General features: G+C 68.5%; 45 protein-coding genes. 3 read left to right on the top strand and 42 right to left on the bottom strand.

All coding sequences use genetic code 11. The annotated features are described in order from the left end of the window. Positions 1 to 9: 9 nt before the first annotated feature. From FHU40_RS04035 to FHU40_RS03850, 39 genes are all read right to left on the bottom strand, one after another. Positions 10 to 378, bottom strand: a complete 369-nt coding sequence (locus tag FHU40_RS04035) for a capsid cement protein (RefSeq protein ID WP_183590970.1) — start codon at positions 376 to 378, stop codon at positions 10 to 12. Positions 379 to 380: 2 nt separating this feature from the next. Then, positions 381 to 1,697, bottom strand: coding sequence for a head maturation protease, ClpP-related (locus tag FHU40_RS04030; protein ID WP_183590969.1), 1,317 nt, complete (start codon positions 1,695 to 1,697; stop codon positions 381 to 383). 8 nt (positions 1,698 to 1,705) lie between these two features. Then, positions 1,706 to 2,932, bottom strand: coding sequence for a phage portal protein family protein (locus FHU40_RS04025; RefSeq protein ID WP_183590968.1), 1,227 nt, complete (start codon positions 2,930 to 2,932; stop codon positions 1,706 to 1,708). Between the two features lie 24 nt (positions 2,933 to 2,956). Further along, positions 2,957 to 4,516, bottom strand: coding sequence for a hypothetical protein (locus FHU40_RS04020; RefSeq protein WP_183590967.1), 1,560 nt, complete (start codon positions 4,514 to 4,516; stop codon positions 2,957 to 2,959). After that, positions 4,473 to 4,874, bottom strand: a complete 402-nt coding sequence (locus FHU40_RS04015) for a DUF2256 domain-containing protein (protein WP_183590966.1) — start codon at positions 4,872 to 4,874, stop codon at positions 4,473 to 4,475. Before FHU40_RS04015 ends, FHU40_RS04020 begins: the two co-directional genes overlap by 44 nt. Before the next feature lie 99 nt (positions 4,875 to 4,973). Next, positions 4,974 to 5,399 (bottom strand): AAA family ATPase, encoded by a 426-nt coding sequence (locus FHU40_RS04010; RefSeq protein ID WP_183590965.1) that lies wholly within the window; start codon positions 5,397 to 5,399, stop codon positions 4,974 to 4,976. Between the two features lie 310 nt (positions 5,400 to 5,709). Next, positions 5,710 to 5,973, bottom strand: coding sequence for a WhiB family transcriptional regulator (locus FHU40_RS04005; protein WP_183590964.1), 264 nt, complete (start codon positions 5,971 to 5,973; stop codon positions 5,710 to 5,712). 235 nt (positions 5,974 to 6,208) lie between these two features. Next, entirely contained in the window at positions 6,209 to 7,195 is a 987-nt protein-coding gene (locus FHU40_RS04000; protein WP_183590963.1) for a hypothetical protein, read from the bottom strand. Continuing rightward, positions 7,192 to 7,476 (bottom strand): hypothetical protein, encoded by a 285-nt coding sequence (locus tag FHU40_RS03995; protein ID WP_183590962.1) that lies wholly within the window; start codon positions 7,474 to 7,476, stop codon positions 7,192 to 7,194. The genes FHU40_RS04000 and FHU40_RS03995 overlap by 4 nt, the downstream gene beginning before the upstream one ends. After that, on the bottom strand, positions 7,473 to 7,763 hold the full coding sequence (locus FHU40_RS03990) for a hypothetical protein (protein WP_183590961.1): 291 nt from the start codon (positions 7,761 to 7,763) through the stop codon (positions 7,473 to 7,475). The genes FHU40_RS03995 and FHU40_RS03990 overlap by 4 nt, the downstream gene beginning before the upstream one ends. Further along, positions 7,760 to 8,083, bottom strand: a complete 324-nt coding sequence (locus FHU40_RS03985) for a hypothetical protein (protein WP_183590960.1) — start codon at positions 8,081 to 8,083, stop codon at positions 7,760 to 7,762. The genes FHU40_RS03990 and FHU40_RS03985 overlap by 4 nt, the downstream gene beginning before the upstream one ends. Beyond that, positions 8,080 to 8,337, bottom strand: coding sequence for a hypothetical protein (locus FHU40_RS03980; protein WP_183590959.1), 258 nt, complete (start codon positions 8,335 to 8,337; stop codon positions 8,080 to 8,082). Before FHU40_RS03980 ends, FHU40_RS03985 begins: the two co-directional genes overlap by 4 nt. A 100-nt stretch (positions 8,338 to 8,437) precedes the next feature. Continuing rightward, the gene (locus tag FHU40_RS03975; protein ID WP_183590958.1) at positions 8,438 to 8,818 is read right to left on the bottom strand and encodes a hypothetical protein; all 381 of its coding nucleotides are present in this window, start codon (positions 8,816 to 8,818) and stop codon (positions 8,438 to 8,440) included. Between the two features lie 3 nt (positions 8,819 to 8,821). Further along, positions 8,822 to 9,151, bottom strand: a complete 330-nt coding sequence (locus FHU40_RS03970) for a hypothetical protein (RefSeq protein ID WP_183590957.1) — start codon at positions 9,149 to 9,151, stop codon at positions 8,822 to 8,824. Beyond that, positions 9,148 to 9,531, bottom strand: a complete 384-nt coding sequence (locus tag FHU40_RS03965; protein WP_183590956.1) for a hypothetical protein — start codon at positions 9,529 to 9,531, stop codon at positions 9,148 to 9,150. The genes FHU40_RS03970 and FHU40_RS03965 overlap by 4 nt, the downstream gene beginning before the upstream one ends. 82 nt (positions 9,532 to 9,613) lie before the next feature. After that, entirely contained in the window at positions 9,614 to 9,853 is a 240-nt protein-coding gene (locus FHU40_RS03960) for a hypothetical protein (RefSeq protein ID WP_183590955.1), read from the bottom strand. A 211-nt stretch (positions 9,854 to 10,064) separates the two neighbouring features. Then, positions 10,065 to 10,436, bottom strand: coding sequence for a hypothetical protein (locus FHU40_RS03955; RefSeq protein ID WP_183590954.1), 372 nt, complete (start codon positions 10,434 to 10,436; stop codon positions 10,065 to 10,067). Positions 10,437 to 10,952: 516 nt separating this feature from the next. Continuing rightward, a complete protein-coding gene (locus FHU40_RS03950; protein WP_183590953.1) occupies positions 10,953 to 11,285 on the bottom strand; it encodes a hypothetical protein in 333 nt (110 codons plus the stop codon). Beyond that, entirely contained in the window at positions 11,282 to 12,025 is a 744-nt protein-coding gene (locus FHU40_RS29315; RefSeq protein ID WP_343057714.1) for a DNA methyltransferase, read from the bottom strand. Before FHU40_RS29315 ends, FHU40_RS03950 begins: the two co-directional genes overlap by 4 nt. Then, positions 12,018 to 12,521 carry a hypothetical protein gene (locus FHU40_RS03940; protein ID WP_183590952.1) on the bottom strand — a complete coding sequence of 168 codons (504 nt, stop codon included), beginning with the start codon at positions 12,519 to 12,521 and terminating at the stop codon, positions 12,018 to 12,020. Before FHU40_RS03940 ends, FHU40_RS29315 begins: the two co-directional genes overlap by 8 nt. 204 nt (positions 12,522 to 12,725) lie before the next feature. Then, on the bottom strand, positions 12,726 to 13,547 hold the full coding sequence (locus FHU40_RS03935) for a hypothetical protein (RefSeq protein WP_183590951.1): 822 nt from the start codon (positions 13,545 to 13,547) through the stop codon (positions 12,726 to 12,728). A 130-nt stretch (positions 13,548 to 13,677) separates the two neighbouring features. Then, positions 13,678 to 13,959: a hypothetical protein gene (locus tag FHU40_RS03930; RefSeq protein WP_183590950.1), complete on the bottom strand. Its 282-nt coding sequence runs from the start codon at positions 13,957 to 13,959 to the stop codon at positions 13,678 to 13,680. Positions 13,960 to 14,002: 43 nt separating this feature from the next. Beyond that, positions 14,003 to 14,287 (bottom strand): zinc finger domain-containing protein, encoded by a 285-nt coding sequence (locus FHU40_RS29835; RefSeq protein WP_425490171.1) that lies wholly within the window; start codon positions 14,285 to 14,287, stop codon positions 14,003 to 14,005. A gap of 182 nt (positions 14,288 to 14,469) precedes the next feature. After that, the gene (locus tag FHU40_RS03925; protein ID WP_183590949.1) at positions 14,470 to 14,628 is read right to left on the bottom strand and encodes a hypothetical protein; all 159 of its coding nucleotides are present in this window, start codon (positions 14,626 to 14,628) and stop codon (positions 14,470 to 14,472) included. A gap of 140 nt (positions 14,629 to 14,768) precedes the next feature. Continuing rightward, positions 14,769 to 15,194, bottom strand: coding sequence for a hypothetical protein (locus FHU40_RS03920; RefSeq protein ID WP_183590948.1), 426 nt, complete (start codon positions 15,192 to 15,194; stop codon positions 14,769 to 14,771). Then, positions 15,191 to 15,454 (bottom strand): hypothetical protein, encoded by a 264-nt coding sequence (locus FHU40_RS03915; protein WP_183590947.1) that lies wholly within the window; start codon positions 15,452 to 15,454, stop codon positions 15,191 to 15,193. Before FHU40_RS03915 ends, FHU40_RS03920 begins: the two co-directional genes overlap by 4 nt. Next, positions 15,451 to 16,308: a hypothetical protein gene (locus tag FHU40_RS03910; protein ID WP_183590946.1), complete on the bottom strand. Its 858-nt coding sequence runs from the start codon at positions 16,306 to 16,308 to the stop codon at positions 15,451 to 15,453. Before FHU40_RS03910 ends, FHU40_RS03915 begins: the two co-directional genes overlap by 4 nt. Then, positions 16,305 to 17,162: a PD-(D/E)XK nuclease-like domain-containing protein gene (locus FHU40_RS03905; RefSeq protein WP_183590945.1), complete on the bottom strand. Its 858-nt coding sequence runs from the start codon at positions 17,160 to 17,162 to the stop codon at positions 16,305 to 16,307. The genes FHU40_RS03910 and FHU40_RS03905 overlap by 4 nt, the downstream gene beginning before the upstream one ends. Further along, the gene (locus tag FHU40_RS03900) at positions 17,159 to 17,488 is read right to left on the bottom strand and encodes a hypothetical protein (RefSeq protein WP_183590944.1); all 330 of its coding nucleotides are present in this window, start codon (positions 17,486 to 17,488) and stop codon (positions 17,159 to 17,161) included. Before FHU40_RS03900 ends, FHU40_RS03905 begins: the two co-directional genes overlap by 4 nt. Beyond that, a complete protein-coding gene (locus FHU40_RS03895) occupies positions 17,481 to 17,948 on the bottom strand; it encodes a hypothetical protein (RefSeq protein ID WP_183590943.1) in 468 nt (155 codons plus the stop codon). Before FHU40_RS03895 ends, FHU40_RS03900 begins: the two co-directional genes overlap by 8 nt. Before the next feature lie 54 nt (positions 17,949 to 18,002). Then, on the bottom strand, positions 18,003 to 18,164 hold the full coding sequence (locus FHU40_RS03890; protein ID WP_183590942.1) for a hypothetical protein: 162 nt from the start codon (positions 18,162 to 18,164) through the stop codon (positions 18,003 to 18,005). Next, positions 18,161 to 18,913 carry a hypothetical protein gene (locus FHU40_RS03885; protein ID WP_221199495.1) on the bottom strand — a complete coding sequence of 251 codons (753 nt, stop codon included), beginning with the start codon at positions 18,911 to 18,913 and terminating at the stop codon, positions 18,161 to 18,163. Before FHU40_RS03885 ends, FHU40_RS03890 begins: the two co-directional genes overlap by 4 nt. A gap of 132 nt (positions 18,914 to 19,045) precedes the next feature. Further along, complete coding sequence (locus FHU40_RS03880; RefSeq protein WP_183590941.1) at positions 19,046 to 19,276, bottom strand: hypothetical protein; 231 nt, start codon at positions 19,274 to 19,276, stop codon at positions 19,046 to 19,048. A 281-nt stretch (positions 19,277 to 19,557) separates the two neighbouring features. Next, positions 19,558 to 19,797 carry a hypothetical protein gene (locus FHU40_RS03875; protein ID WP_183590940.1) on the bottom strand — a complete coding sequence of 80 codons (240 nt, stop codon included), beginning with the start codon at positions 19,795 to 19,797 and terminating at the stop codon, positions 19,558 to 19,560. A 225-nt stretch (positions 19,798 to 20,022) separates the two neighbouring features. Continuing rightward, on the bottom strand, positions 20,023 to 20,277 hold the full coding sequence (locus FHU40_RS03870) for a hypothetical protein (protein ID WP_183590939.1): 255 nt from the start codon (positions 20,275 to 20,277) through the stop codon (positions 20,023 to 20,025). Continuing rightward, positions 20,274 to 20,600 (bottom strand): hypothetical protein, encoded by a 327-nt coding sequence (locus FHU40_RS03865; RefSeq protein ID WP_183590938.1) that lies wholly within the window; start codon positions 20,598 to 20,600, stop codon positions 20,274 to 20,276. Before FHU40_RS03865 ends, FHU40_RS03870 begins: the two co-directional genes overlap by 4 nt. Further along, positions 20,597 to 20,776, bottom strand: a complete 180-nt coding sequence (locus tag FHU40_RS03860; protein WP_183590937.1) for a helix-turn-helix domain-containing protein — start codon at positions 20,774 to 20,776, stop codon at positions 20,597 to 20,599. The genes FHU40_RS03865 and FHU40_RS03860 overlap by 4 nt, the downstream gene beginning before the upstream one ends. Continuing rightward, positions 20,773 to 21,138 (bottom strand): hypothetical protein, encoded by a 366-nt coding sequence (locus FHU40_RS03855; RefSeq protein WP_183590936.1) that lies wholly within the window; start codon positions 21,136 to 21,138, stop codon positions 20,773 to 20,775. Before FHU40_RS03855 ends, FHU40_RS03860 begins: the two co-directional genes overlap by 4 nt. Positions 21,139 to 21,205: 67 nt before the next feature. After that, a complete protein-coding gene (locus FHU40_RS03850; protein ID WP_183590935.1) occupies positions 21,206 to 21,436 on the bottom strand; it encodes a helix-turn-helix domain-containing protein in 231 nt (76 codons plus the stop codon). A gap of 98 nt (positions 21,437 to 21,534) precedes the next feature. On the opposite strand from FHU40_RS03850, the gene FHU40_RS03845 reads away from it, so the two are divergent. Next, on the top strand, positions 21,535 to 21,933 hold the full coding sequence (locus tag FHU40_RS03845; protein ID WP_183590934.1) for a hypothetical protein: 399 nt from the start codon (positions 21,535 to 21,537) through the stop codon (positions 21,931 to 21,933). A gap of 183 nt (positions 21,934 to 22,116) precedes the next feature. Then, complete coding sequence (locus FHU40_RS03840) at positions 22,117 to 22,278, top strand: hypothetical protein (protein ID WP_183590933.1); 162 nt, start codon at positions 22,117 to 22,119, stop codon at positions 22,276 to 22,278. Positions 22,279 to 22,284: 6 nt separating this feature from the next. Here the strand turns inward: FHU40_RS03840 and FHU40_RS03835 are convergent, their stop codons facing one another. Next, positions 22,285 to 23,466, bottom strand: a complete 1,182-nt coding sequence (locus FHU40_RS03835; RefSeq protein WP_183590932.1) for a tyrosine-type recombinase/integrase — start codon at positions 23,464 to 23,466, stop codon at positions 22,285 to 22,287. Positions 23,467 to 23,737: 271 nt separating this feature from the next. On the opposite strand from FHU40_RS03835, the gene FHU40_RS03830 reads away from it, so the two are divergent. After that, positions 23,738 to 24,397: a response regulator transcription factor gene (locus FHU40_RS03830; protein ID WP_183590931.1), complete on the top strand. Its 660-nt coding sequence runs from the start codon at positions 23,738 to 23,740 to the stop codon at positions 24,395 to 24,397. Positions 24,398 to 24,421: 24 nt separating this feature from the next. Here the strand turns inward: FHU40_RS03830 and FHU40_RS03825 are convergent, their stop codons facing one another. Next, positions 24,422 to 24,907, bottom strand: a complete 486-nt coding sequence (locus FHU40_RS03825; protein ID WP_183590930.1) for a nucleoside deaminase — start codon at positions 24,905 to 24,907, stop codon at positions 24,422 to 24,424. Continuing rightward, positions 24,904 to 26,382: a cytosine permease gene (locus FHU40_RS03820; RefSeq protein WP_183590929.1), complete on the bottom strand. Its 1,479-nt coding sequence runs from the start codon at positions 26,380 to 26,382 to the stop codon at positions 24,904 to 24,906. The genes FHU40_RS03825 and FHU40_RS03820 overlap by 4 nt, the downstream gene beginning before the upstream one ends. Between the last annotated feature and the right edge of the window lie 10 nt (positions 26,383 to 26,392).

Below are 26,392 nucleotides of genomic sequence, written 5' to 3'. Positions count from 1 at the left end.
TTCAGGCCCTCACTTTCCGAGGATCTCGGCGACGTTGGTCGCCGTCGCGGTGGTCAGGGCGGTGCCGATGATCGCCTCGGCGGCGTCGGTGCCGGAGGTGGCGGTGACCACGTTGCCGGCGGCGTCGGCCTTCACCAGGTCTCCGGCGGTCACGCCGCCGGTCCCCGCCATCAGTCGGTGGACGTTCCCGGGGAGCGGGAAGTAGGTGACGGCCTTGCCGGCGACCTGGTCGTGGCCGGCGACGCCGATGACGGTCTTCGACCCGGCGGCGGTGACGGTCCCGTCGTGCTCGAGCAGCTTGCCGCCGGTGATGCCGCCGGCGCCGACCGTGATGTTCGGCTTCGGGCCGCGGAAGTACTTGGGCAGGTAGTCGGCCATGGTCAGGCCCCCTTCTTGATGCCGTGCTTGGCGAGGGTCGCGGTGTGCGCGGCCTCGAAGGCGGCGTCTGCGGAGCCCTCCGTGTCGCCGCCGTGCCCGACCTCGTCGGTCGGCACCAGGCCCGGGGTGAGTGCGTCGAGGATGGCCTTCGTGCCGGCCGGGTTCTCGTCCCAGCGCTCCTCGAAGGTCTTCTTGCTCGAGGCGGCGATCTTGCCGGCCTCGAGCGCTGACGCGATCTCGCGGTCGCGCTCCTGGGTGGCGAGGGTGGTGGCCGCGGTGCGGCCGGCCTCGGCGCCCTGCTGGAGCTGGGCGAGGACCGCGCTGTCCACGAGGGCCATGCCCTCGGGGATCTGCGGGGTCGTGGTCGTGCTCTCGGAGGCCTCGGCGCGCTCGCCGAGTGCCTCGGTCACGGCCGCCACGATCGTGTCGGCGTCCGCGTCCGCGGGGAAACCGACCTGCTCGCGCAGGGCCGTGATCTGCGTGTCGTTGAAGTCCACGACAGCAGCTCCTTCCGGTTGGGTGGTCCCGCCCGCGGACGCGGTCGGGGGCTTAGGGTTCGAGGGCTCGGGGGCCTTCTCGAAGAGGGAGAGGTCGTAGCTCGCCTGGGCGCGCTCTTCGACGTCGGTCGGGTCAACGGTCTCCGGCTCGTCATCACCGGCTGTCTCAGCGACGCCGGCGTCGGGCACGGTGGCCACGCGCTTCATGAGGCCAGACTCGACAGCCGTAGCGGCGGTGTACCAGGTCTCGGCCTCCTGCCGAGCACGCCACTCCTCAACCGTGCCGCCAGCGACCTCTGCGTAGAGCTCGGCACCGCTGTTAGAGAGCGTGTCGAGCACGTCGGCCGTCTTCCGGAACGCTGCCGCGTTGCCATAGAGGAAGGTGCTGGTGTCGTGGATCATCAGCGTGGTTCCCGGGCTCATGACGCTGTCGTCGCCACAGGCGGCGATGTAGGACGCAGCCGAGTACGCGGCTCCGTCGACAACCGTGACGATCTCGGCGCGGTGGGCGCGGAGCAGGTTGACGATCGCGCGTCCCTCGGACGACTCGCCACCGGGAGAGTTGACGCGCACGATGATCCGCTCGGCGTCGCCGAGCATGTCGAGGGCCTGTGCGACCTCCTTGGCCGAGACGCCCCAACAGCCGCCCCAAGAGTCGATCGGCCCGTAGATCCGCAGCGTGCCGGTCACGGCCGGCGGCTCGGCTGCACCCGTGCGGGCGGCGGGCGCGACAGCCTCCTGCGGCCGACTGAACGTCAGCAGCGGCCGAGACGTGTCCGGCTTCTGGTCTCCCCAGTAGCGGTAGCGGCCCATCTTGGTCATCAGGACTCCTACTGGTTGGGGATGGAGCGGAGGAACTTGGTCAGGTCGGCGTCGGACGACAGTCCGGCCATCTCACGGACGCGGTCGAGCTCGGTCTGCCGAGTCCCGATGGGGTCGTAGGTCAACCGGGGCGCCGGGGCGGTCGGGCCGAAGTTGATGTCGACGAGGTCCTCGATGATGTGGGCCGACCCGACCGTCGCGACGAGGTCCGCGACCGCGTCCAGTGCGAGGTGGAAGGTGTCGGACAGGACCGACCCGAGGTTGTACGACCCGACCTGGCCGTTGGTCTGCCCGCCGAGGTTCAGGAAGTGCCCGAGGGCCGAGCGGGCGATCTGGGCGTCGTGGTAGGCGACGAACTTCTCGATGTCCGGCAGGGTGCCCTTCACGCCCATCAGCTCCACGTCGGCACCGAAGGCGACAGCCACGCCGGAGTTGTCCCCGGCTCGCATGTCCGCGGCGATGTCCTGGCCCTTGGTCAGATCGGTCTCGTTCTCCGCGCCCTTGTACTTCGGGATCCCGATGCCGTTGCGGTCGATCGACTGCGACCAGGTCCGCAGTGCGCGGTCCTTCAGCAGCCAGTTCTTGTACGCCGACCGGAGCAGCGACTGCCCGAGCCAGTTCCCGCCCTCGCGGTCCAGTACGTAGGCGACGAGCCGGTTCACCGGGAGCTTCACGCCGCCCGACAGATCCAGCCCGGAGCCCCACTGCTCGATGGACTCCAGGCCTCCGTCGCGCGCGACGTTGATCCGCGAGATGGTGTGCGGCAGCCGCGGCCCGAGCTTCCGCAGACGGAACTTCGATGTGCTCTCGTCGAAGCGGTAGACCTGCTCGAAGAACATGTGCCCGAACGGCAGCATCAGCAACGCGAGCCGCACGTGGTCGTCCCACGAGAACCGGTCCCGACCCCGCATGGCCGCGCGGTGGTCGTTCTCCGGGTCGTCATCGACGATCGGGAGGCCGAGGTTCTGCGCGACGAACCGGGTCACCTCCGGGTCACACCCGGAGCCGTCCAGCCGCCACTGCGTCCGGATGATCGGCGACTGCACCGCGCGGAGCACCGATGCGACCTGCGCGTCCTGGCGACGCATCCGGTCGAACACCCCGATCGACAGCGGCCACCGCAGCTCCGGGGTCGTCTCCTGACTGAGGTCGACCCACCAGCCCGACCCCTTGTCGGCGGCGTAGCCACGCTCCCGGACCGGGCTGGGAGGCGGGGTCTGCTGGGTGTCGACCACGGTGTCTCCCTTCGGTCAGGTCGGTCAGAAGCCGGCGCTCGCGACCTCGCTCCCACGACGGGCACGAGATCCCGCGGCGCGGCGCGGCGCGGGCGGCGGCGTCTTGCTCGTCGCGGCCCACTTGAACGCCGCGGTCGAGGCAGCGACGACGGGCGAGATGTCGACCGTGGCGTCGCGGGGGTCCCACACCTCGGTCTGGCTCGGGGTGATCTTGGTGGTGGCGTTCGCGACCGCGGCATCGAGCTCGGCCTGGCCCACGTGCGCGATGCGCTTGTCCTCGACGCCCTTGATGAACGCCGCAGTCGCCTGGCCCTCGTTGACGCTGGTGATCGGCTCGACCTTGATCCCCGCGGCGGTGAGGTCACCGATCAGTGCACCCGCCTGCGAGTTCGGCCGCAGACCGACCTTCCCCACCACGTTCCGCTTCTCGTACAGCGCCGCCAGCGCCTCGACCACCCAAGACGTCCCAGGCCGGGTCGTGGTGACCACGAGCGTCCGCCCGTCAGGGTGAGCGCCGGCGGCCGCGATCGTCGAACGCTCTCGGTCCGGCGACACCGCAAGCGTGACCACGACACGCCCAGGCGCCGGCGCCGACGGGTCCCTCAGGTCCGCCCACTGGTTCAGGTCCAACACGCCCGACGAGTCACCGTTCGGCGGGTCCTCCCACCAGACCATGAACTCGCGAGCGAACTCCAGCGGCGGCATCGCCTGCCTCATGTTGCGGATAGTCTCGGGATACACACGCAGCCCCCAGGCGGGCATGATCTCCGCCCAGCGCTTCTCGTCGTCGAGCGCACACCCGACAGCGTCCTTCGCGTGGTTGCAATGCCGGGACTTGCAGCCGATCCACGGCTGCCGGTCCCCCCACTCGGCATAGAACTGGCGGGCCGTCAGCCCATTGCGACCCCGATGCCGATGGTCGCGCAACACCGAGGAGTACAGCTTCCCGGCCGAGGACGCGACGACGACCTGAGCATCGGGGATCGTAGTGAGGATCGGATAGAGCGACCCGACCTGCGAGTTCTGGAGCGCGAACCCCTCATCGAGCACCAGCTTGTCAGCAGCCAGCGCCCGCCCGGAGTCCTTACCTCGAGCCTTGTACTTCAAGCGGGTGCCGTTGAGGAGCCAGATCTCCCACGACCCGTTGCCGGTATAGATCCCCGGGGTGTCCCGGTCACCCTTCGCCGGGTTGAGCTCGGCGCGCAGCAGCGGGGTATCGAGCAGCCGCTCACGCAGGTCGATGAACGCCTCTTCGGTCGCGTCAAGCTCGTGCGCGGTGTGCAGGATGAACGGTTCCTCGGTGACGTACATCCACCCGATCTCCATCATGATGATGGAGCTCGTCTTGATGTTCTGCCGCGGCCCGATTAGGTCGACCTCGAACGCCGCCGGCCGACCAGTCGCGTCGTACCCGAAGGTCTGGTCGAGGATCCACTGCTGGTTCTCGTCAGGGATCAGCCCGGTCTCCGCCGCGATGTCCGCAACCTCGGGCCCGAACGTGTAGAGGTACTCGACCTCGTGACACCACGCCGCCGGATTCTTACGCTTCGCGAGCTTCGGCCGCCGCGCGCCTCTTCTCGTCACGGCGCCTCCTGGCAGATGCGAGCTGGTCCTCCTGCTTCGCAGCACCAGCAGCAACCCGGAGCATCACCCGGTCTAGCTCCCTCGAGAGCGCCGCGATCGCCGAGCCCGTGTCCTTCATCGACGTCATCCGCTGCGCCAGCGTCATCGCCTGCGCACCGAGCACCGTGTCGAGCTTCCCGATCCGCGTCAGCTCGGCCTGGGTGGTGGTCACGATCGACGGCAGCCGCGGCTCGATCGCCTCAGCCTCCGCCGCCGGCACCTTGCGTCGAGCCTGCTGCCGACACCGATCCCCGCAGTACTTCGCCGTCGACCGCTTGGCCTCGAACACCTCACCGCACTGCGCGCAGTCCTTCTGCACGGCGGCTCCTTAGCGTGACATGGGTCGTCCGGGGAGAGAGACGAGGCCGGATATCCGGCCTCGGTTGGACACCCCTCGGATTTTTCCGGGCCCCGCGGGTCAGCCGAACAGGTCGAGAGCGGGTGCGTTGGTGGAGGCGACGCCGTACCAGCGGTCGATCTGCTGCCGTGTCCCGGCGGACCGGCCTGCGGCCTCCGCTCGCTGGTGACAGACGGCGCGGCCGGGATCGAGGTCGACGATCCGGGCGCCGTGCCGTTGGTAGATGCGTCGGCTAGTGGGGTGCGGCTTGGCCTCGATCAGCCACGTTGCGGCACTGGCGCGGAGTGCCTGGTCGAGGATGACCTGCCGGACGGTCCGGGCGGCCGCGAGGGCTGGGTGCTGGTCGTTCCACTCGACGTGGGTGGAGGGGTAGCCGAGCGCGTGAGCGATGGCGTCGAGGTCGATGACCAGGTCGCCGGGGTCTCGATGGTCTGCGACGTAGGTTGTCTTGCCCGCGCAGGGTGGGCCGGTGATGACGGTCAGCACCTGAAGATCTCCAGGGCCGGCGCAGGGCGGGCGCTGTCCTTGACGAGCGCGGAGTCTGGGAGGTTGCTGCGAGCCCGGTTGCAGGACGCGCACGCACCGCGGTGGTTGGTGCGCTCCATGGCGAGGTCTGGCCGCTCGGGGACGGGGATGATGTGGTCGGCGGTGGTGGAAACGGTGGTGCAGACGCCAACGATGCGAAGTCGGCAGGTGGGCTCCTCGCTCACCACTCGGTCTCGCAGCGCACGCCAGGCCCTGGTGTCGCGCGGGTCGGGCCAATCGCGGCCGGCGTACCGGTAGACGCGGCGGCCCATCACGAACTCGAGCGCAGCGACGTCCGAGCCGCGCCGTGCCGGGTCCGTGCGTGCTTGGTACTGCCGCCCCAGGCACCCCACTCGCCGCGGGTCATCGCCGCAGCAAGGCACTGGTCGCCGGCCGGGCAGCCGGTGCAGAGCTCATCCCGCATCCGCTGACCTTCGGGACCACCCGGGGCCCGGTATGCGGCGTCGACGAGCGGCAGGTGTTCAGGCTTGGCGCATGCCGGTCGGTCGAAGTCCGGAACATGGAAGAGGGCCATCTTGACCTCCTTGAACTTTGCCGGTCGCACCCAGTTCCCAGCGGTCCAGCGCCCGGGCAACGCGAGGGGATCCATTGGCGCCCTGTTCTCGCAATGGCCAGAGGTGTGCCGATCCAATCCCGAGCGCTCGGGACGGTGGGGTTGGAACACGAAACCCCAGCAGTCGCGGACGACGCTGGGGACCTAAGTGTGGGGACGCCAACGACGCCCAACCTGTGACAGATGGTAGCGCACGTCACGATGCGACGGTGGTCTTGTCGTCCGCGCTCGGCCCCAGGCGTGTCGCGCCCTCGGTCAGCACCCGGTCGAGCACGTCGCCGAGTCGGTACCTCGCGTGCCCGATCTCCACGTCGGCGACCACTATGCGCCCAGCGTCGGCGTCCCAGGTGTAGCCACGCGTCAGATTCCGCCGTGGCTTCAGGTCGCCTCGGTGCACCCACTGCCGGATGCGGGCGTACAGCCTGGGCACGCTCTGCTCGGTCGGCACCATCGCTACCACCGCCTCGGCCAGCGCCCTGGGTCGAGCTACCCACTCGCGTGCTTCCTCGAGGATCACCGGCAGGTGGTCGGCGACGTGGGTGGTCGCGCCGCATCCTCGGCAGGTCACCCATGTCAGCCCGGGCGCGACGTAGGTACTGGTCTCGCAACGGATCACGGCGCCGGTCTCGTCGAAGCCCACCGGCTGCCGACAGCCTCCTGCGTACCAGCCGGGGACAGCCGACTCAGTCAGCCCCCGCAATCGCGACTCGTGTTCGCCGAGTTCGCGCACCATGTCGCCGCACCACTCGGTGGTCGCGATGGACATCAGGTGCTCGTCGACACCGGCACACAGCAACACCACGGTGCGCGCAGGGTCGTCGTTGAGCGCGTCGGCGTAGGCGGCCGCCATGTCGTCGGTCAGCACGGCGTCGGTCAGGGTCAGTGGTCGAGGGAAGTGCGGTCGGTCCTCGGCCAGCGTCCGTGCTCGCGTGGTGAGCATCGTCAGCGTCTCGTCCAGCGTGTCGCTGATCCGGTCGCCCGTGCCAGCGCCTCGGTCGATGCCGTCGTAGAGCACCCGTGACCCGGCGACCTGGCGTGACCCTGCGCGTCCCGGTCGCCAGCGTGCGAGGTTGCGGAAGTAGACCGGCAGGAACTCCAGGCAGTCGTGCACGAACCGCTGGCACAGCTCGCACAACGCCAGGCCGTTGGTCGTCTCGGCTCCACAGTGCAGGCAGCGGCTCACGCGTCCCCCTCGTTGCTCGTCTCGGCGGCCGTCAGCGACTTGGCTACCTGCGCCATCGTTCGTTCGAAGTCGGCTGCGGCCCTCATCGCCGATGCCATCGCCGTCGCCATCCCAGTCAGCGTCGCTACCGCCGGTGCCACGTTGGCGACGATGCGGATCGTCACTTGCCTGACCTGATGGCGGCGCCAGTCACGCTCGCCAGCCCGCTTGATCCACACCGCCACGGGCAGCGCGACCAGCGCGACCAGCAGCCCTCCGATGGGCCACATCCACTCGCTCATCGCCCACCCTCGCTCTCGTCGCTGCGGTACGGGTTGTCGTCAGGGTCGTAGACGCCGCGACTGTCAACGTGCGCACCGCCCTCGCCCCACGCCTCCGCCTGCATCGCCCGCACGACGGGCACCAGCGCGGCGGCAACGTGCGCGCGGTACTGGTCGGCACCATTCACGTAGGGCTCGGGGAACATGCAGGCCCGCGGCGTCCAATGGCAGGTGCACCGTGACTTGCGGGTCCATTCATGCTCGGCCAGCATCTCAGCCAGCCTCTCGTTCAGCGCCTCGTTGTTCATGCGTCCCCCTCGGTGGTTGGTGCGGCGGTCGGTCCGGTCGAAATGACCATCTGGTCGGCACGGTCGAGCATCATCTGCGCGACGCCGTCGCACTCGGGGCAGCAGGTGCCACGACCGATCAGTGCGGCTTCGGCGCGGAGCGCCTCCCCCTGCCATCGCGCCTTGTGAGCAGCGACGACGCGCTCGACGACCGGCAGGACGTGATCCTCGACGGTCTGCTCGGGAGTCTGGTCCCAGAGCCAGATCGCCTCGGAGATCGTCTCGCGGTCGGTCTCGGTCAGCACGCCAGACTCGGTCGACATCTGCCCACTCGCACTCATGAAGCCTCCTCGGTAGTCGCAGCGACAGCCGCCGCACGCTCGGCGGTCACGCTGAGCGTGAACGTCATCGGACGCTCGTCCACCGGCACGCCCTCGATGTACTCGCGCCCGGTGCGCTGATCAACGTGAATGTCGAACGTTGACGGGATGCCCTCGGCGGCCAAGATGTCGAGGGCTACCTGCATGTCCGCGATCGTTGGTCGTCGACCGGACACCTCGACGGTTACTCGGGTGGTTGCGGTCAGGTCAGTCATGACGCCTCGCTCTCGGTCTCGCTCTTGGTGGCCGCCTTGGCCTTGATGTCTCGCAGCTCGTCGACAGCACTGCCGGCGGGCTGGGGGTAGCGGGCGCTCATCAGTCCTCGCTCCCGTCGGTCGCCAGCACCGGCTCCCAGTCACAGCCGTCGTCCTGCCAGACCGGCCGGATCGGCGTCTGTGCGACGACGAACTCGGTGCCCGGCGCAGTCAGCTCCTCAACGCAGCCGGAGTCGTTGATGAACAGGCAGACGTTGCAGTCGGGGCCGACCTTGACCTCGTGCCACTGGGGCTCGATGGGACCGCCGTCAACGATCCGATGCCAGATCGTGCCGTCATCGCGTCGCCAGATCTCGCCCCAGCGCTCGCATTCGCAGGCGATGCTGGTCAGGTGGCAGTCGGCGTCGGGATCGGCGAGGCAGATGGCCTCGCCGCTGACGCCGCCATATTCGTAGGTCCAGCGAATTGCATGGTCGCTCATCAGTCAGCCCTCCTCGGGTGCGGTCGTCGTGGTCTCGTCGGCTGTTCGCGCGGAGTTCGCGGGCAGCTTCGGGTCTACGTCGTGCGCATCGTCGCCAGCGAGGACCGCCAGGAGTTGCCGTGCTGCCAGGTGCCAGACAGCGGCGGTTGTGTCGCCGAGCGCTCGGCTGTTCCCGTTGACCTGCCAGTCGCCGACGAGGTAGCGAGCGGCACGGAGCCGTCGATTCGCCTCGTCCTCGTCGAAGACGAAGCACAACTGGCAGGTCAGTGGGTAGTTCGGGTCACTGAACTCGTGGGCGCTGAACTCGCCAGCGCGACTGATGCAGGTACTCACAGCGCCTCCTCGGGCGTCTCTTCGGTCGCCTCGTCGTGATCGGCGGGCGGTGGGGCAGCGCGTGCGGCGGCCGTGATGTCGCGGAGTTCGTCGACCGCTGAACCGGCAGGCTGCACGTAGTCGGGCGTGAACACGTGGTCGTCGTCGGCCCATCGCGGCGTGCGTTCGCAGATGTCGCGGCGCTGATTGCAGACGCCGCAGCGGTTGGAGCGCTCGACCTTCTCGGGCTGCCAGCGCTCGACGGGCCGTTCGATCCAGCAGGGCGCGGCGGGGTTGCCGATCGCTGCCGGGGTCTCCAGGGTGCGATCCCGTGCCGCCCGTCCAACCGTCATCATCACTTCGCCAAGGTCGAAGTGGCGGACCTTGCCGAGTGCGGCCATGACGCCCGGTTCGTGCCAGCGTGGTGCGCCGTGGGGCCGCGCCTTGATGCGAGCGCGGTGAGCATCTCGGCGTCATCCTTAGTCACGGGCATGTTGGACACCCCGCACTCCAGAGGCGCAGGCAGTCGTGGCAGGCGTCGGGCGGGAAGGTCATCGGGTCGTCCCACTCGCGCAGGTTGATCGCGCGCCGCCCGCAGATCGCGCGGTACGGGACTCCGATCAGCGGCCCGAACGTGCCGGTGCAGATGCAGCAACGGGCGTGTCTGTGGGCGTCGTCGAGCATGTCGAGGTCTGAGACATCGGGTGCCGTTTGCGTCGCCATCACCGACCACCGCCGATCGGACGAAGTCCCATCCATGCGTCGCGGTCGTGAGTGGCTGCCGCGGCGGCGTTATCCACAGGCCGCGATCGGCTGCTAGTGAGGTCAGAGGATGGATGGGCTCCGCGAGTTCCCTTCCTATTCCCTTCCCTTCCCTTCCTGTCGGGAGTGACCGGGTGGTAACTCACTGAGGACTCCGTGAGTGTTCCGTGAGTCATTCCTTCGCTCCCTTCGTCGGTCGAGGCACACATGGCACGCCCGGCTCAGGGAGCGAGGACGGCGTGTAGCGGTTGATGACTTGGTGCTCGTGCCAGCTCGGGAAGCACCCATAGCGGATGCCGTCCCTCTCGTATTCGTGGATGAGTCCGACCTTCGCGATCTCGTCGATCCACTTGCGGACCCTGGCTGGCGGCAGGTCGTCGTTCGGGTAGATGAAGCCGTTGATCGCGTTGGTCGCGGCGAGGAACCGGCCGTCGTCGTCAGCGAACGAGATGAGGCCGAGGGTCGTCAGGCGGGCGTCGCGGCTGAGTTTGGCGACGGTCCCTGAGCCCCAGAATGATGGCTTGGTCGTTCGGATGCGTGCCATCAGCCCTCCTCGTCGTGGCACGCGCACTGACAGTCCGCGACGTGGCAGTGCTCGTGGTGTGGTCGCGCGCCGGTTGGGGCGGTGCACCAGCCGGATAGGTGTGTCCGGAGCGGCAGGTACTCGCCTGTGTCGATGTAGTGCTGTCGAGAGGCGCTGCTGGAGGTGTCGAGCTGCGTCATGCGACCACCCGCAATGTGGCGCGTTCCTTCCGCTTCGCCTGTGCTAGTGCGTGCGCGCGTCTACATGCCGCGCACGGCTCGGTTTTGGTGCGGCGCAGGTGGCGGTAGTAGCCGCCATCAGTGCCGCACTTGGCGACCTTTGCGCGCGGTTTTGGCCAGGGGTGCCACTGGAGCGTGCCCCCAGCGCCGGTTGGTCGCCACTCGCCATCGGTGAGCACGTCCGGTGACCAGTGCTCGCCAGCCTGCGCGCGTCGTCGGCAGTCGGCGCATTCTGGTGGCGTCTTGGCCGAGTTGCAGGCGGTGCCGCAGGTGGCACACGGGGCGGTGGGTGCGGTCATCATTCCTCCCTCGCGACGTCGTTGGCACAGTCCTCGCAGCGCGTCGGTCCGCCGGGTGATGGCTCGAGGTCGGGGTCCCATGGGCGTCCACACGAGCGGCACTCACTGGCGGTCATCGCGGACTCCTTCCACACTTCGGCGGTCTCGTTGGCGTCGATCCAGTCGGTCCACATGCGCGCGCCACCGACAACGAGGGCGAGCTGGACACGTGCACCGACCGCGATGACGTCGGTGAGCGTGCCGGTGATGCCCGCGACCTCGACCATGCGTCCGTGGTGGCGTTCGTTGAGGTCGGCCAGGTGGATCAGGCGATGGTTGCGGGGGCGGCTCATGACGTCGCCCCGGTCGAACTGACCCTCACGAGATCTCCGAACAGGGAGTCCTGCGACAGCCGCTTGGCGGCGATCTCGCAGTAGCGCTCCTCGAGTTCGATGCCGATGATGCGGCGGCCGAGCTGCTTGGCGGCGACGAGCGTCGACCCGCCGCCGGAGAACGGATCGGCGACAACCCCCGATGTGAGCAGGATCAGCTCCTGCATGACGTCCTGCGGCTTGGTGTGCGGGTGGCCGCCGGCCTTCGCCGCCAGTCCCGCGTTGCCGCCCACGTTCGAGGCGTTGGTGCGGAAGGCGCCAGACCGCCCGCCGATGCCGGCGCCGTGGGTCCCAGTGAAGTAGATCGCCTCGAGGTCGCGTCTGACCTGCGCGAAAGCGCCGCGGGTGCCGGCGTCGGGCGGCTTCACGTAGACCGACACTTGCCGCGTTCCGGGCGGCGGCGTGAGCATGAGGTCGCCGAACAGGATGCCGGGACGGTTTCCCCAGAGTGCCAGAATCGCGTCACGCGTCGTGGTGTCCGTGTCGCCCTGGATGCCTTCGTGGGGCGACGACTTCCCGCGTCCACTGCGGTGCTTGATCGACGACTGCCGCCATGCGCGACCGTAGGGCGGGTCAGTGACCAACACGTCGGCCGCGAGCCACGGCGTGAGCTTGCGCGCATCGCCGCAGTAGAGGGTCACGAGATCGTCCTCGTAGTACGGCAGCAGGTCTCCCCTCTCGGCCGGACGCTGGTCACTCATCACCGTCACCGCCCTTGGTCGGAGCGGTCGGTGTGGCGACAGGGCAGTCACGGTCGTGGTGCGCGATCAGCAGCAGGTGAACCACCGCGCCGCAGCGCCGACAGCGAGCGTGGTCGGCGCTCAACTCGGGTGCGGGCGGATTGGCGACACCGCACCCCGCGAACGCGCCGTCCTCGGTCGGGGCCTGGACGATGAACGCGGGGAAGCGGACGCTGTCGATCCCGTGCGGGCGCTGGGCCATGCACTCGACGCACGACGGGCCGGTGCCCCAGTCCACTTCGTTGTCCCACGGGTTGCCGTAGAGCACGACCTCCGAGTCGGCGTAGCAGCCGCTCAGCGAGATCAAGAACGGCTCGCCGCGCGAGTCCATGCCCACGGCTCGGCAGTCGATCCCGGCATCGTTCAGCGCGTCGAGGTAGTCGCGCATGGCCTCGGCGTTCTCGATCGGAACGAGGGTGGGGGTGTCTCCAGACTCGGCCGAATAGAGGTCAGCCATGGGTCACCTCCTGCATGTCCTCGGGGCGCCCAGTCGGTCGCCCATCTCGGAGCCGATCGGCCGCGTGTCGGATGGCACCTCGGCGGCGTTGGTCACCGACGCGTCCGTGGTGTACGTCGGCTTGCGCGTAGAGGTAGGCGACGTCGGCGGCTCTCTGGTCGTCGCGGCCACGGTCGTAGGCGCGGCGCCATGGGTTGAGTGCGCTCATGAGTCACCGCCTCGGGTAGCGATGTCCTCGGTGGGCGTGAGTGCGGCGACCTCGGCCTCGATCTCCTTGCGACGGTCGGTGTCGGCGTTGTGCCACTCGGCGCGGAGCTTGGGGATGGCGCGAACGTTGGGGCGCCAGAAGATCGCGTCTGGGTGGTTGCTGGCGTAGAGCCAGCGGATGCAGGCGTGGACTTGCTCGGCGGTGCGGCCGTCGCGGTCGAGCATGAGACGTGCTTCGCGTCGCCACTTCTCGGTGATGGCAGGTCGCTTGCTTCCGGTCGCTTCGACCTCGTCGGCGAGGTGTTCGCAGATGGCGTCGATCTCGGGCCTGGTCGGCTCGGTGGTCGTCAGATCACCGACACTTCCTTCACCTTCACCTTCCCTACTTCCTTCCTTCCTTCCTTCACGCGTGACTACGCGAGTGCTCGTCGGTGTCACGTCGTGCGCACGACGGGTGCCCGACGTGTGGCGGGGGTGCTTACTGCGTGCGGGCTCCGGGATCTCGTCGAGTTCACAGCGGTCGCACCACGTGAAATAGCGGTTGTCGAGGCGCTGGTGCTCACGGAGCTTCGGGATGGTCAGGCCCGCGTCATCGCGGACCACCATGCCCAGTTCCAGCATCTCCGCGAGGAGCACTTCGGCATCGACAGGATCCGTCGGCAGCACCCGCATCTTGATCTGCTTCGGCTTGTCGTCGAGGTGGCCGTTGTCGCACGCGTAGTTCCACATGCCCATGAACAGCAGGCGCGCGAACGAGCTGAGCTCGACGAACTTGTCGTCGGTCCAGATCTCCGGCTTGAAGCCGCGCATCTTGGCCATCAGGCAGCCTCCTCGTCGCTCGTCGTGTGGCACTCGCATGCGCATCCGGCGACCTGGCATCGGTCGTGCTGTGGTCGGGCTCCTGGCGGGGCGCTGCACCATCCGGAGATGTGCGCGGGAGCGGATCCAGTCACGCTGCGCGCACCGGCTTTGGCATGGCTACCGCAGGATCGGTGGCGATGAGCTGCACCCGCTCCGTCTCGCCCTGGGGCTTGGTGATGCGAACTGTTGCGTACTTGACGCCCGTCTCCCTGGCTGCCGCATCGATGGGGACGGCGAAGTGGGCGCCGGGCGCGCCGGCAGCCTGTGACCAGATCGACCAGCGACCCGGCAGGCCAGGCTGGATCACTTCACGTCCGGCCGTGCGGCTTGCGACGGCGTCGGGAATCCGGATGACACTTCCTGCCTTCATGACACTGTCTCCTTCTGAAGTAGAGGTGTGGGATGGCGGCGAATCACGCCGCTGCTTGCCTGATGGCTTGTCGCCTTGCTCGGGTGGCGCGCATTCCATTGCGTCCGTTGATTCGGCGAGCCTCGGCGCGACAGTCGTCGCAGACCTTCCGGCCGGGGTTGATCGGCTCGCCGCAGGGGCAGCGCTTGATGACCAAGCGCGTCGGATGAGGCGAGCGGGTGCGACCGGTGGTGGTTCGGCACATCTGGTCGACGCGCGCGCGGCAGGTAGGGCAGGCGATCATCTTTGCCACGTCGGCAGGCGTGAGGCCTGGCGCCGAGGCCTGCATTTGCGCACCTTCTTGCCACTGGAGCACCCCGCCCGGCCCGGTCGGTCGCCACTCGCCATCGGTGAGCACGTCGGTCGACCAGAACTCGCCCGCCTGATCTCGTCGGCGACACTCCCAGCAGCGAGGCGGGGCGCTGCGTGAGGTGCAGAAGCCGCCGCAGTCCGCGCAGACGGTTGGCGTGGTCACGTCTCGTCTCCAATCCCGAGCACGTCGAGCAGCCCGCGCAGGTCATCGGCGTCGGTGGCGTAGTGGGCGCAGGTTCGTCGTGCGGCTGCGATGTCGTCGGGCGACGTCGCGGGGATGCGCCCGATGAGGTCGGATAGGTCGCGGGGGCTGGTCATGACGCCTCCCTCTCGTGGTCGTGCTGGCAGTCGTCGCATCGGCCGCTGGTGGTGGTCTCGTCGTGGGTGATGCGGCGGTGGCAGGAGATGCAGAGGCTCATGCGACGACCTCCCAAACTCGTCCGCCTGCCCCGCCCGCGTCACTGGTCACCGCCGAGGTAGGTGCGGGCGACGTCGAGGGCGGCCTGCGAAGTGTCAACGTGGATCGAAAGCTCGCCGTCGTTATGTTTCCGCACGGCGATCCCGGCGCCCCGGATGGACCACCCGTGCTCCTGCTTGACCGTCTTGGCCTCGAATGTCTCCATCGCATCGAGGGAGGCGGACTCCGCCTCCAGCCAGGCAGCTACCGCCAGCGCGAACGGGGGAGCAGCGAGGGCCATGTAGTCGGCGTTCCCTAGCCAGCGCGACCACTCGGATACTTCGGCCAGATGGACGCCGTCAGCGTTGTAGACACAGAGCTGCTCCGACATCTCATCACGCTCGACATGCCATGGTCCCGGTGTCGCCGCCTGCGCCCGCTCCCGCATCGTCGCTGCGGCGTCGCGGAGGGTCTGTGCGGCGGTCACCACGGGGCCACCTCGCGCTCAAACCGAGTGGCGCCCTGCGTGAGCGCCTCGCGAATCTGGGCCAGTGTCAGCGCGCCGCCGTACCGGTGGGCGTGCCATGTGCAGGCAGGCCAGACGCTCGCGTGCTCAGCGTCGTAGATGATGGTTGTCGCTGCCTTGCAGCAAGCGTCCATCTCGCCGTCGCGGGTGACGATTCCGGCACAGAGAGTGTCAATGTCCTGGATCTGTGACCGGGTAATGGTGATGCGCTCGGTGCTCATGCCTGCTCACCGCCCTGCGTGTTGGCGGCGATGTCGTCGGCAGTCACACCGCGTGGCTTCTCGGGCTCGGCGGGCGTGAACTCGTCCTTGACCTGCTTCTCGCCGCGCGTCAGCTCGCCCGACAGGACGCGGAGACCGCCGACGGTCTGGGCGGTCCACTCGCCGGTTGCGAGGGCCACGTAGGCCTCGAGTTGCGTCTTCGTGACGCCGAACGAGTCGGCGTAGTGCTTGACTGCGTCGGCGATCTGCGCGGCCAGCGGTTTCTCGCCACCCTGGCCGTTGAGCGTGCCGGCGCACAGCGACTCGGCCTCGGCGGTGAACCAGACCGGGAGGATGGTGAAGATGGTCTCGCGCACTGCGCGGGCGGCGACCGAGTTGTTGTTGTTGGCGATGTCTCCGAGGTCGTCGAGTCGCTCACGTCGCTTGTCGCCGCGCCTCGCGGAGCCGACCATGCGGGCGTGGGGGACGACGAACGAGCGCGAGGAGCGGACGTTGGACTCCTGGTCCCACGCCCATGCCTGCATCTCGGACTCGCCCGCCTGGTCGTCGCGCTTGAGCTCGCGGATGCCGTAGTCGATGTTGCCCCAGCAGGCGGCGAGCGTGCGGGCGAGGTGGACGGATGAGCCTTCGACGCGCCCGCCCGCGCGGGGCACCGAGTAGAAGGCGCGGTCTGCGAGGGCGCGCTGTCCGCAGGCCTGGCGCATCCGAGCGATGGCCGTGGTCTCGTCGCGCGGGTTCTCCTGGGCGACGCGGACGGCGGCGGCGACCTCGGCAACAGCGCGGGCCTGCTCGACGGCGGTGGCTTGCGTGAGCGCCTGCGGGCGAGGCTGGGTGATGGTGTCGAGCGTGGTCATGCGATCAAGTCCTCGATTCGCTGGATGTAGTAGCCGGGCAGCTCGAGCCGTGCGACGTCGGTGACGTATCCGGGCCACTGGTCGCGCCGGGTGCACTCGGCGTAGAGGTGGATGGCCTTGCGCATGAGGGCGCGGCCTAGTTCGAGTAGGTCGTCGTCGGCTTGGAAGGTGGTGACCACGTAGGGCTCGGTCTTCTCGACGACGGCGAGGAGGAAGACGGGGTCGTCTGCGAGGCCGCAGGCGATGGCGCCGTCTACATAGTTGGCTGCACTGATGGCGTAGCCAAGGTCTGCCGCGGAGCGGCCGAAGGCGTAGGGCTCGGCGGTGCGGGCGGTCTTGAGGTCAACGATGATGCGGCGGCGTCCGGCGACCTCGGGCGTGATCCAGTCGAACCGGGCGCGGCGGATGACGCCGGTCTCCGCGTCAGGCCAGAACAGCGAGACCTCGGCGTCGCCCGCCGTGAACGCGGGGCCGATGATGGGGTCCTCGCGCACCGACTTGGCGACCGCTTCGGCCCGTTCGTACTCGGTGGCGAGCATTGGAACGCGGCCCGCCGCGCGCGCCGCCTTCGCAGCCTCCTTGGATGCCCCGGTGCGCATCGAGGTGAAGGGCTCGCCGTCTCTGCCGACGAGCACCTCGATGTCGTTGCCCTTGCCGAGCAGGATGCGGTGGGCGGCGTGGCCGAAGTCGAACTCAGGCTTGTCCGGGCGCCCCTTCTCCTGCTGGTGCTTGAACTTCGCGGGACAGGGTGCCGGCGGCGCGAGGAGCTTGGCGCCCGATGCAGACAGGCTTCCCTCGTGGGCGTGGTACTCGTCTTCCGGCATGTCCCAGATGACGGTGGGCTCGGTGATCACGCCGCGTCACCTCCCGGCAGTTCGTCGATGTCAGCGAGCACTGACGCCGCGAACCACACGTCTTCCTCGCGGCGCATCTCGGCGTAGATCGGGGTGTCGATGAACGCGGGGTCGTCGAACAGCCAGCCCGCCTCGATCTGCTCGCGCGTCGGCTCACCGAAGTCACGCGCCGTGACCGCGTCCTCGGCTGCCTGGTCGCGGAGCATGCGGCCCACGAGGACGGCGAACGGGAACGAGACGAGGCCCCAGAGCGCGAGGAACGCCACGGCGGCGACAAGGGCCACGTCCGGGACGAGCAGCAGCAGGATGGGCGGGTAGTCAGTCATTGGTCACCGCCTGGGCGGGCCGACTGCTCACACGCTCGACCACGATCAGGGTGCACGAGGTGTCGTCCCACTCGTCATCCACGACGTAGGTTCCCTCGCCGTTCTCCAACCCAATGTCGTGGACGGAATCCACTGACGAGTCGTTGTCCGCGACGCAGCACCCCTCGAAGGGCACCGTCCAGCCGTAGCCGTAGCGCCACTCGTGCTCGACGCCATGAAACGTGAAGTAGTCCTCCTCGAACCACGGCGCGTCTTCATCGGAGTCCCACGGCCCGTCGTTGACGGGACCACCCTCGATCTGGTGGGACTCGGGGCACTCCTGCCAGCCGCCACACTTGGTGGGGACGAGGCAGGTGATCGTGCCCTTGAAGTGCGGGTACTCGGGATCGAAGTCGTCGTCCTTCACCACGGTCAGGTGGTGGCCGCGCTTCTGGTCAGTTTCTGCCCTCTGCTCAGCCATGGACCGCCACCCCCTGGTCATCGGCGGGTCGGGGCTGTCCGGGTAGGCGGCGGGTCAGCACGGTGCCTCCATCGGCTGCGCGGTCAGCTCGACCTCGGGGGACCAGTGGTTGCCGCCGAGCGGGCGGCTACTTGCGGTCACGGTCCCGTCGTCGTAGCGGCGCATGACGTACTCGGGATCGGTGCCGTAGCGGACGAAGAGGGTGTGGTCGCTCATCGCGCGGCCTCCTCACCGAGCGTGCACATCTGGCGCAGCAGGTCGATCGCGGAGTCCTGGAGCGCGTCAACCGTGGGCTGCAATGCGGCCCCAGCGGCGGCCCAAGCGGCGTACCGAGCGGCCCCAGCGGCGGCCCCAGCGGCGGCCCCAGCGGCGTCCCAAGCGGCGGCCCCAGCGGCGTCCCGAGCGGCGTCCCGAGCGGCCCCAGCGGCGGCCCCAGCGGCGGCCCCAGCGGCGTCCCAAGCGGCGGCCCCAGCGGCGTCCCCAGCGGCGGCCCCAGCGGCGGCCCCAGCGGCGTCCCCAGCGGCGCGGGCCTTCTCTCGCGCAGCCTGGACTACGGGAACCGCCGCCTCGACGTCATCCCACGACGCGCGTCGGGGAAGCGTCTCCAGTGAGACCGCCGCCTCCTCCAGTCCCGCTAGCCGCAGCCACGTCGGCGTGTACGTCCGGATCAGCCAGTCCGCCGCCATGAGGCCGCGCTCCTGAGCGTGACCGTCGTTAGCGGTGCCCACGATGAGCGGCGCCAGGGGGACGAGCTGCTGGCGCTTGTCGTCAGGCAGGACGTCGTTCAGCGCGCGCCCGAACGAGCCGAGCACGGGGCAGGCGCACTCCGGGCGGTCGGTGTGTGGTTCGCCTGAGATCCACGCGACGGCCTCGAGGAGGCAGACGCCGTTCTCGGGGTTGGGGTGGGCGCCCTTCTTGAGGATGGCGAGCCCGAGGAGTTCGGCGCGGTCGTCGATGATGGTCACTGTCGGTTACCCTTCGTGTTGGAGTTCTGCTCTGGCCCCCACTGGCTCGCATCCGGTGGGGGTTCTTCTGTCCCAGGACGGCCCCGGCCTGACGTGACGCGCTTCCCCACGCGCCAACCGGGGCCGCCCGGTCTAGGGGCTGGCGTCGGCGTGGTCGTTGAGCTGCCGCACGTACTCGTCTGCGATCTGCTGGATGCGCGGCCGGTCCGACCAGTCGCGCGACCATGCACGGCCACACGAGGTGCAGGACCAGAACAGGACGCCGTCGTAGACGCCCTGGACCTCGTGGCCCAGGTGCTTGTCTCTGGGGGCGGCGCAATGAGGGCACATCACGCGCTCCTCGGGGTGTCGCATGTCCAGCACCAGATGACGACTACGCGGTCACCCAGCGGGGTCGTGACGTACCGGGCATCGGCGCGCCCGTTACAGAGACCGCATGGCGCGGTCTGACCGACGGGTCGCGGCGGCGGCTGCTCGCTGACCTGAGCGGCGCGACATCCGCACCCCTGCTGCTGGCATCGGCAGATGCAAGTCGGCGCGCACCTCATCGCGCCGCCCCCACAACCGCCGCCGCGACACCGAACGCGATGGTCGCGCCCGCGAACGCCGCGAGGATCAGGCGTGCGGGCAGCGAGGGCGTGGGGTCAGTCATCGTCGCCCCCGTCCCAGCCCGCGTAGTAGCGGCCGCGCCTGTCGTAGCCGTACTCGTCCACCCGGATCGGTGCGGGACGACGCTGCTCACAACGAGCAGCAGTAGAGATGCCGGCGAACGCTCGCCGCAGCGTGTCCTCGTCCTCATGGGTCGCCAGGTCGACGGGCTGGCGGGGGGCAGGATTCGCGGCACGCCACTCGGACATTCGTGCGAGCTGGTCGACGGTGTTCATGAGGGCTCACCACTTCGTTGTCCCACGGGTTGCCGTAGAGCACGACCTCCGAGTCGGCGTAGCAGCCGCTCAGCGAGATCAAGAACGGCTCGCCGCGCGAGTCCATGCCCACGGCTCGGCAGTCGATCCCGGCATCGTTCAGCGCGTCGAGGTAGTCGCGCATGGCCTCGGCGTTCTCGATCGGAACGAGGGTGGGGGTGTCTCCAGACTCGGCCGACTGCCCGCTCATCGCGCGTCCCCCAGCGCGTCCAGGTGGAACAGCAGCGACCGCACCAACGGCAGCAACTCGTCGGCGTCGACACGGACCTGCTGCCCGTCACGCTCGATCCACACCGCGCCAAGGTCGACGTGCGTGGTCAGTGCGGGGGCGAGGGGCTGGGGCGTCAGAGCGTCACGACGACCGGCCTGGTAGGTCGCTTCGTGGCACTGGGCGTTGCCGTGGTCGTGAAGCACGCCGTCGGGGAAGGCGCAGGCGTTCATGCGGCATCACTCCTCGCGGCGGCGTGCTCAATGCCCTGCCAGAGACCGATGCGCTTGGCATGGGTCGACTTCAGATCGGACTTGACCTCGCCGACGCGCACGATGACCTTGCGCATCCACGCCGACCTGATACGGCCAGCGACGAGATCTTGCGCAGCGACAGGGACCTTGCTGCGGAGGTCGTTCGCCGAGAACTTGCGCCCCGACTTCGCCCATCGGTTGATGACCCGGTCGACCGCCAGGATCAGGCGCGGATCGGCGTGCTGCTCGCGGAGAGCGATGCCGGCGTCACGGGCCTGCTCGGGGGTGGTGAGCGTGGTCATGCCGACCTCCGCAGCCGCTCGATGTAGTCATCGAGCGCCTCTGAGGGGACGAGTCGGCGGCGGCCAATCTTGACGGTCTCAAGCTCGTCAGCGGCAACGAGTTCCTCAACCTTGCGTTTGCCGACCGAGAGTTGCTTGGCGGCATCTTCGAGGGAGTAGAGGAGGCGCTCGCTCATGCCGCACCCCGCCGTCCGCGCCTCTGGATCTGGGTGACCTTGGCGGGCGCGTCGTAGCGGACGTAGAGCACACCGTCGCGGTAGGCAGCGGTGTATCCCGGCTCGGCGAACGCCCTGTTCTTGCCGGTCTTGGACTGGCTGTTGCGGCTGGCGGCGTTGATGCCGCTGGCTGCGGACTGGTGACCCTTGGGTGACATGTCGTCGAAGCGGACGATGTACGGCACTCCGGGGTTGGCCTTGCACTGCTCGGCGATCTTGACCCAGTGCGCCGCGGGGCCACGGCTGCCACCGTTGGCGGCCTCGGGGATCGAGTCGACCGGGGTCATCTTGAACTTGCGGGTCGTGCGCTTGATGGTTCCCATGTGGGATACTTCCTCTCGGTTCTGATCCCCGGTCGCGCTTGGTCGTGTTGGCCGGGGATCGGTGCTTTCAGGACGCGAGGGCCGATCGATCGACTGGCGGCATGAAGATGTCGAGCGACACCTCGAGATAGGTCGCGACTGCGACGATCTCGGGGATGGTGAACGGAACCTCGCCATTGAGACGGCGCCCGAGCGTGTGTGCCGTCATGTCGAGGGCCGCGGCGAGGTCTGCCTGCGTCCTCCGCTTTCGAGCCAGTTCTGCCCGGACCGCGTCGGCGGTGTACGTCGGGGATGCCATGGCGTAATAGTGGACCGATATCAGTCCATTGGCAAGGTTTTCATCCAAACTGGCGATATTAAGTCCGCATGGACTGAATGTGTGTCATCCTGTACGCCATGAACCCGATGGAGTACGGCCGCGAGGTCAACGACGCGCTGCCTCGCGTGATCGAGGAGGCGAGGTGGGACGCGCGCATCAGCAGCGTCCGCGAGCTTGCTCGACTGGCTGGATTCAAGAGCCACACGCTGCTGAATCAGCGCATGAGGGGGGCCGTGGCGTTTACCGTGCCCGATCTGGTTGCTGTCGGTCGGGTCGTGGGTGTGCCAGCAATCGAGTTGCTGCGGCGGGCGAAGGATGTCGCCGACGGGTCGCCCGATCCGGGGAAGGCTGGGCCGCTCGGGCGGCCGGAGGACGAGGCTGTTGACACGCCCTTCAAGATCAATGAACGGCGGCGGCCGGCGTCAGATGACTCGCAAGCTCGCTTCGCTGATGATGAGACAGGCCAGCGTCGATGAGGAGCAGCCTGTCGTCGGGAAGCCAGATGTGCTGCTCGGCCAAGTCAATCACCTCGCGGACTCGCACCCCGAGCAGCATGAGGACCGCGAAATCCTCCATCATCGAGCGAGTGTGCACCAGTTTCGGACGGCTGTCCCCGAAATCGAGGAGGTGTGGCCACACCCGGCTCTAGCGTCCTCCGGGTGCCCAACCAGCCCGCGACACCGAAGCGCGGCGTTCGGATCCCGGATGACCTCTGGTTCGCGGCGAAGCGGGTGGCGGCAGACCGTGGCGAGACGTTGACGTCCGTCATCATCCGGGCGCTGGAACGGTACGTCCGCGCGCACCCGCTCGATGAGGACTGACGTCGCCTAGTCCCAGTAGGCGCTGGCCATCCGCTCGGCGGCATCGAGGTGCAGTTCGTTGACGCGGTGCTGGTAGATCTGGGTGACGGTGATAGACGAGTGCCCGAGGATCTCCTTGACGACCTCGATCGGGACGCCGAGCGCCAAGAGCATGGTGGCTGCCGTATGGCGGGCCGAGTGCCCGCGAACGTCCGGTACCCCAGCCTTCTTCAGTAGCGCCTTCCAATGGTCGCGGTCCTCGCGGGGGTCGATGGGCCGGCCGTCTGGCCAGGGGAACAGGTAGTCGAGATCGTGCCACTCGTTCCGGGCGGCCATCCGCTCGGAGAGTTGCGCCTTCCTGTGTGTCTTGAGGTCGGCGAGTAGCGGTGCAGGTAGGACGACGGCGCGGTCCTTGCCACTTTTGGTTGGGCCGAGAACGAGTCCCTTACCCTTCACGCGGCCGAGGGAGTGGCGGACGACGACGATGCCCTTGTCGAGGTCGACGTCGGACCATCGCAGGCCGAGCGCTTCTCCCTGGCGCAACCCCAGGGCGAACGCGACTGACCACCGAGCAGCATTGCGGACCTCTCGTGCGGCGGCGAGAACAGCTCGCGCCTCGTCCCTGTCCAGCACCGTCGGCGCCTCGCGCGTGCGCTTCGGGGCGTCCAGCAGTGTGGCGACGTTCCGAGTCGCCTTGCCGCGCTGTTGGGCGACCTTGAGGGATCGCGAGAGTGCGGCGTGTGTGTTGTGGATGGTGTTCTCAGACAGGCCGTCCTGGCGGAGCTTCCGCCACGCTGCGGCGATGTGCTCGGGGGTTAGCTTGTCGAGCCGGTGCCTGCCGATGTTCGGAACGAGGTAGTGCTCGACGTAAGTCCGGTAGGTGCGGACCGTGTTCGGACGGTTGCGCTCGCTGACGATGTTCTCGAGCCAGTAGGTCAGCCACTCTGCCACGGTGGGGATCCGACCATGGGGCAACTGCCCCTTCGTCACATCCTCAGCGAGCTGGCGGAGCTTGGCGGCCGCAGCCGCGCGGCTGGGCGCCGTGACGCGCTTCCGGATTGGCCTGTCATCGTGCCATCCGATGACAAGGGCACCGCGCCACGGACACTTGCAGGTCGAGTCGCTGCGGACGTTCGTCGGTCGCGCGCACCCCTTGATGTGCCGCTGGTAGAGCGACCCCTCGCCGTCGCTGCGCTTGCTGCTGGCCATGCCTCATCATCTCATCCCGCACGTATCGATGGGGGCAGCACGAGAAGGATGGGGGCAGCCGTGGGGGCAGCCCGACACGGAAGCACTCGGTTCGGAGCGGTCGCTGACCTGCGTGTTCAGGCTCAGTGCGGGTTGGCGCGGGCCAAAATTAGGCGGCCCCGCCTACTCATACCAAGCGGGGCCACGTCCTTTGTATCCCGGCCGGTGCGCGATCACCGGCATTGAGGCGCGTGTCGAACCGATCACAGTGCCGCGGGCTTACAGTGGCGCCATGGCTGCCGCCCCCATCCGAGTCGCCGTGGTGAACGACTACGAGCTCGTCGTCGCCGGCATCGCGGCCATGCTCGCCCCGCACCACGACCGGGTCAACGTGGTCGAGCTCGACTCGGGTCTGCCCGTGCTCAACAGCGTCGACGTGATCCTCTACGACACCTTCGCGGCGATCCAGGGCGACGGCGTCGATCTCGACCTGCTGGTGCACGGGAACGATGCCAGGGTCGTCATCTTCAGCTGGAACCTCCAGCCCGAGCTCGTCCGCAGGGCGATCGAGCGCGGCGCCGCGGGCTACCTCTCCAAGGGCCTGGCCTCGGAGCAGATCGTGGCCGGCCTCGAGGCCGTGCACCGCGGGGAGACGGTGACCCCGCCGGCGTCCACCACGGCGGTCGACACGGGCGTCGCCGGCGAGTGGCCGGGCCGTCAGGTCGGCCTCAGCGCCCGCGAGGCGGAGGTGCTCGCCCTGATCACGCAGGGCCTGAGCAACCAGGAGATCGCCGACCGCACCTACCTCTCGATCAACTCCGTGAAGACCTACATCCGCACGGCGTATCGCAAGATCGACGTCTCCCGGCGCTCACAGGCCGTGATCTGGGGCATGAAGCACGGCTTCGAGCCCGACCGGATGCGCAGTGTCGCACCGGACGCTCAGGCCTGATCCGGACGCAGGCTGGATCCAGGATCAGCCCTGCAGGGCGCGGAACTCCGTCCAGATCTGCGCGCTCTCGTCGCGGTCTTCGGTGAGGTGGACCAGGTCCATCGTGCTGGTGTCGCTGCCGTCGAGGAAGCGCCGCAGGTGCAGATCGGAGAAGCCGTGCTCGGCGGCGTCGTCCCGGGTCGACGCGTAGTAGCAGGTGCGGATGCCGGCCCACATCATCACGCCGACGCACATCGGGCAGGGCTCGCAGGTGGCGTACATGACCATGCCGGACAGGTCGAGGGTGCCGAGCTTCGCGCAGGCCTCGCGTACGGCGACCAGCTCGGCGTGGCCGGAGGGGTCGGTGTCGCGCAGGACCGTGTTGCCGACGCTGACGATGACCTCGTCGCCGCGCACCAGGGTGGCGCCGAACGGGCCGCCGGTGCCGGCGCGCATGGCGGCGACGGTGATCTCGGCCGCCTGGGCGAAGTAGGCGTCGACCGCCTCGCGAGTGGGAGTGGGAGTGCTCATGGTGCAACCTTTCGCCGCGTCGCCGCGATGGTGAGTGAGTAGCCGACGAACCCGATGGCCAGGCCCGAGAAGAACGCGAGGTTCTTGATGTCGACCAGGACGGTGACGTCGTCGAGCACCGTGCCGGCCATGGTGATCACGAAGCTGATCGCCAACACCGTGATGGCGCGCCAGTTGTAGGCGATCTGGGGAGCGCTCGGGTCGGCGTAGATCCCCTCGACGTCGACGGTGCGCTTCCGCTCCACGAAGAACGACGCCAGCATGATGCCCGCGATCGGGCCGAACATCGAGCCGATGAAGGAGTAGAAGAGGAACAGCGCGTCCGTCGCCTCGAGGAACTTCCAGGGCAGGATCAGCGTGCCGGCGACGGCCGTCAGGATCGCGCCGTTCCGGACCGTGAACCGCTGCGGCAGCTGCGCGGTGAGCTGGAGCCCGGCCGGCAGCATGTTGCCGAAGACGCAGAACGCCGTCATGCCGATGTTCATCGACAGGATGAGCAGGACCACGACGAAGGAGTTGCCGATCGAGTTGATCGCGTCCACGAAGATCGTCGGCCGGTTCACGTCGAACTCACCCTGCGTCGTCACGCTGAGCGAGGCCATGAAGGTGATGGTGACGAGGATGAAGAGCAGGTAGGAGGCGATCACGCCGATCGGGAAGCCGATCAGCGGTGCCTTGGTCGACGTGGCGTTGCGGGTGTAGTCGCCGGTGTTGACGATCGGGCCGGCCCAGTTGGAGACCAGCGCCGCGACGCAGCCGATGAAGATCAGCGGCGTGACCTCGGTCTGCACCGGGTGCAGCTCGAAGACCTGCGAGAAGCTGCCGACGTTCCTGACCGCCAGCACGACGCCGATGCTGATCAGGACGAACACCGCCGGATTGGCCCAGGTGCTGAACCTGGCGAGGAACCGCTGGCCGCCGAGGAAGAGCGCCACGGTGATCGCCCACATGATCAGGTAGGAGATCGCCGTGGGCACCGCCAGGCCGAGGATGTGGCCGCCCAGGTCGGCGTAGCCCGGGAAGATCTTGTCCATCACCACGTCCAACGCCTGCGCGCTGGAGACCGTGGAGAGGCCGAAGAACACGACGCCGGCGACGATGCCGCGGATCGCGGCCGGGATCAGCGCGCCCTTGGTGCCGAAGGAGTCGCGCAGCAGCAGCGCGAACGGTACTCCGTAGCGGGCGGAGGCCTGGCCGTTGAGCACGTAGCCGATCGAGACGATCACCGCGCTGAGCAGGATCGCGGCGACCACGTGCTTGGCGGAGAGGCCGAGCGCGAAGAAGCCGACGACGGTGAAGTAGGACAGGATGTTGTGGATCGGCGCCATCCACACGGTGATGAACTGCGGCGTCGACCAGGAGCGGTCCTGGGGCCGGACCGGGAGCACGTCCTCGGCGTAGCCGCGCGCGGCGTACGTCGCGATCGCGTCGGCACCGGGGTCCACCAGGTCGCGGTAGCTAGAGGTCGTGGACATGGCAACCCAT

The organism is Nocardioides soli (genome assembly GCF_014191495.1).
GTDB classification, from domain to species: domain Bacteria; phylum Actinomycetota; class Actinomycetes; order Propionibacteriales; family Nocardioidaceae; genus Nocardioides; species Nocardioides soli.
The sequence above is the reverse complement of the archived record's forward strand: the minus strand, read 5'-3'. Positions and strand labels throughout refer to the sequence as shown.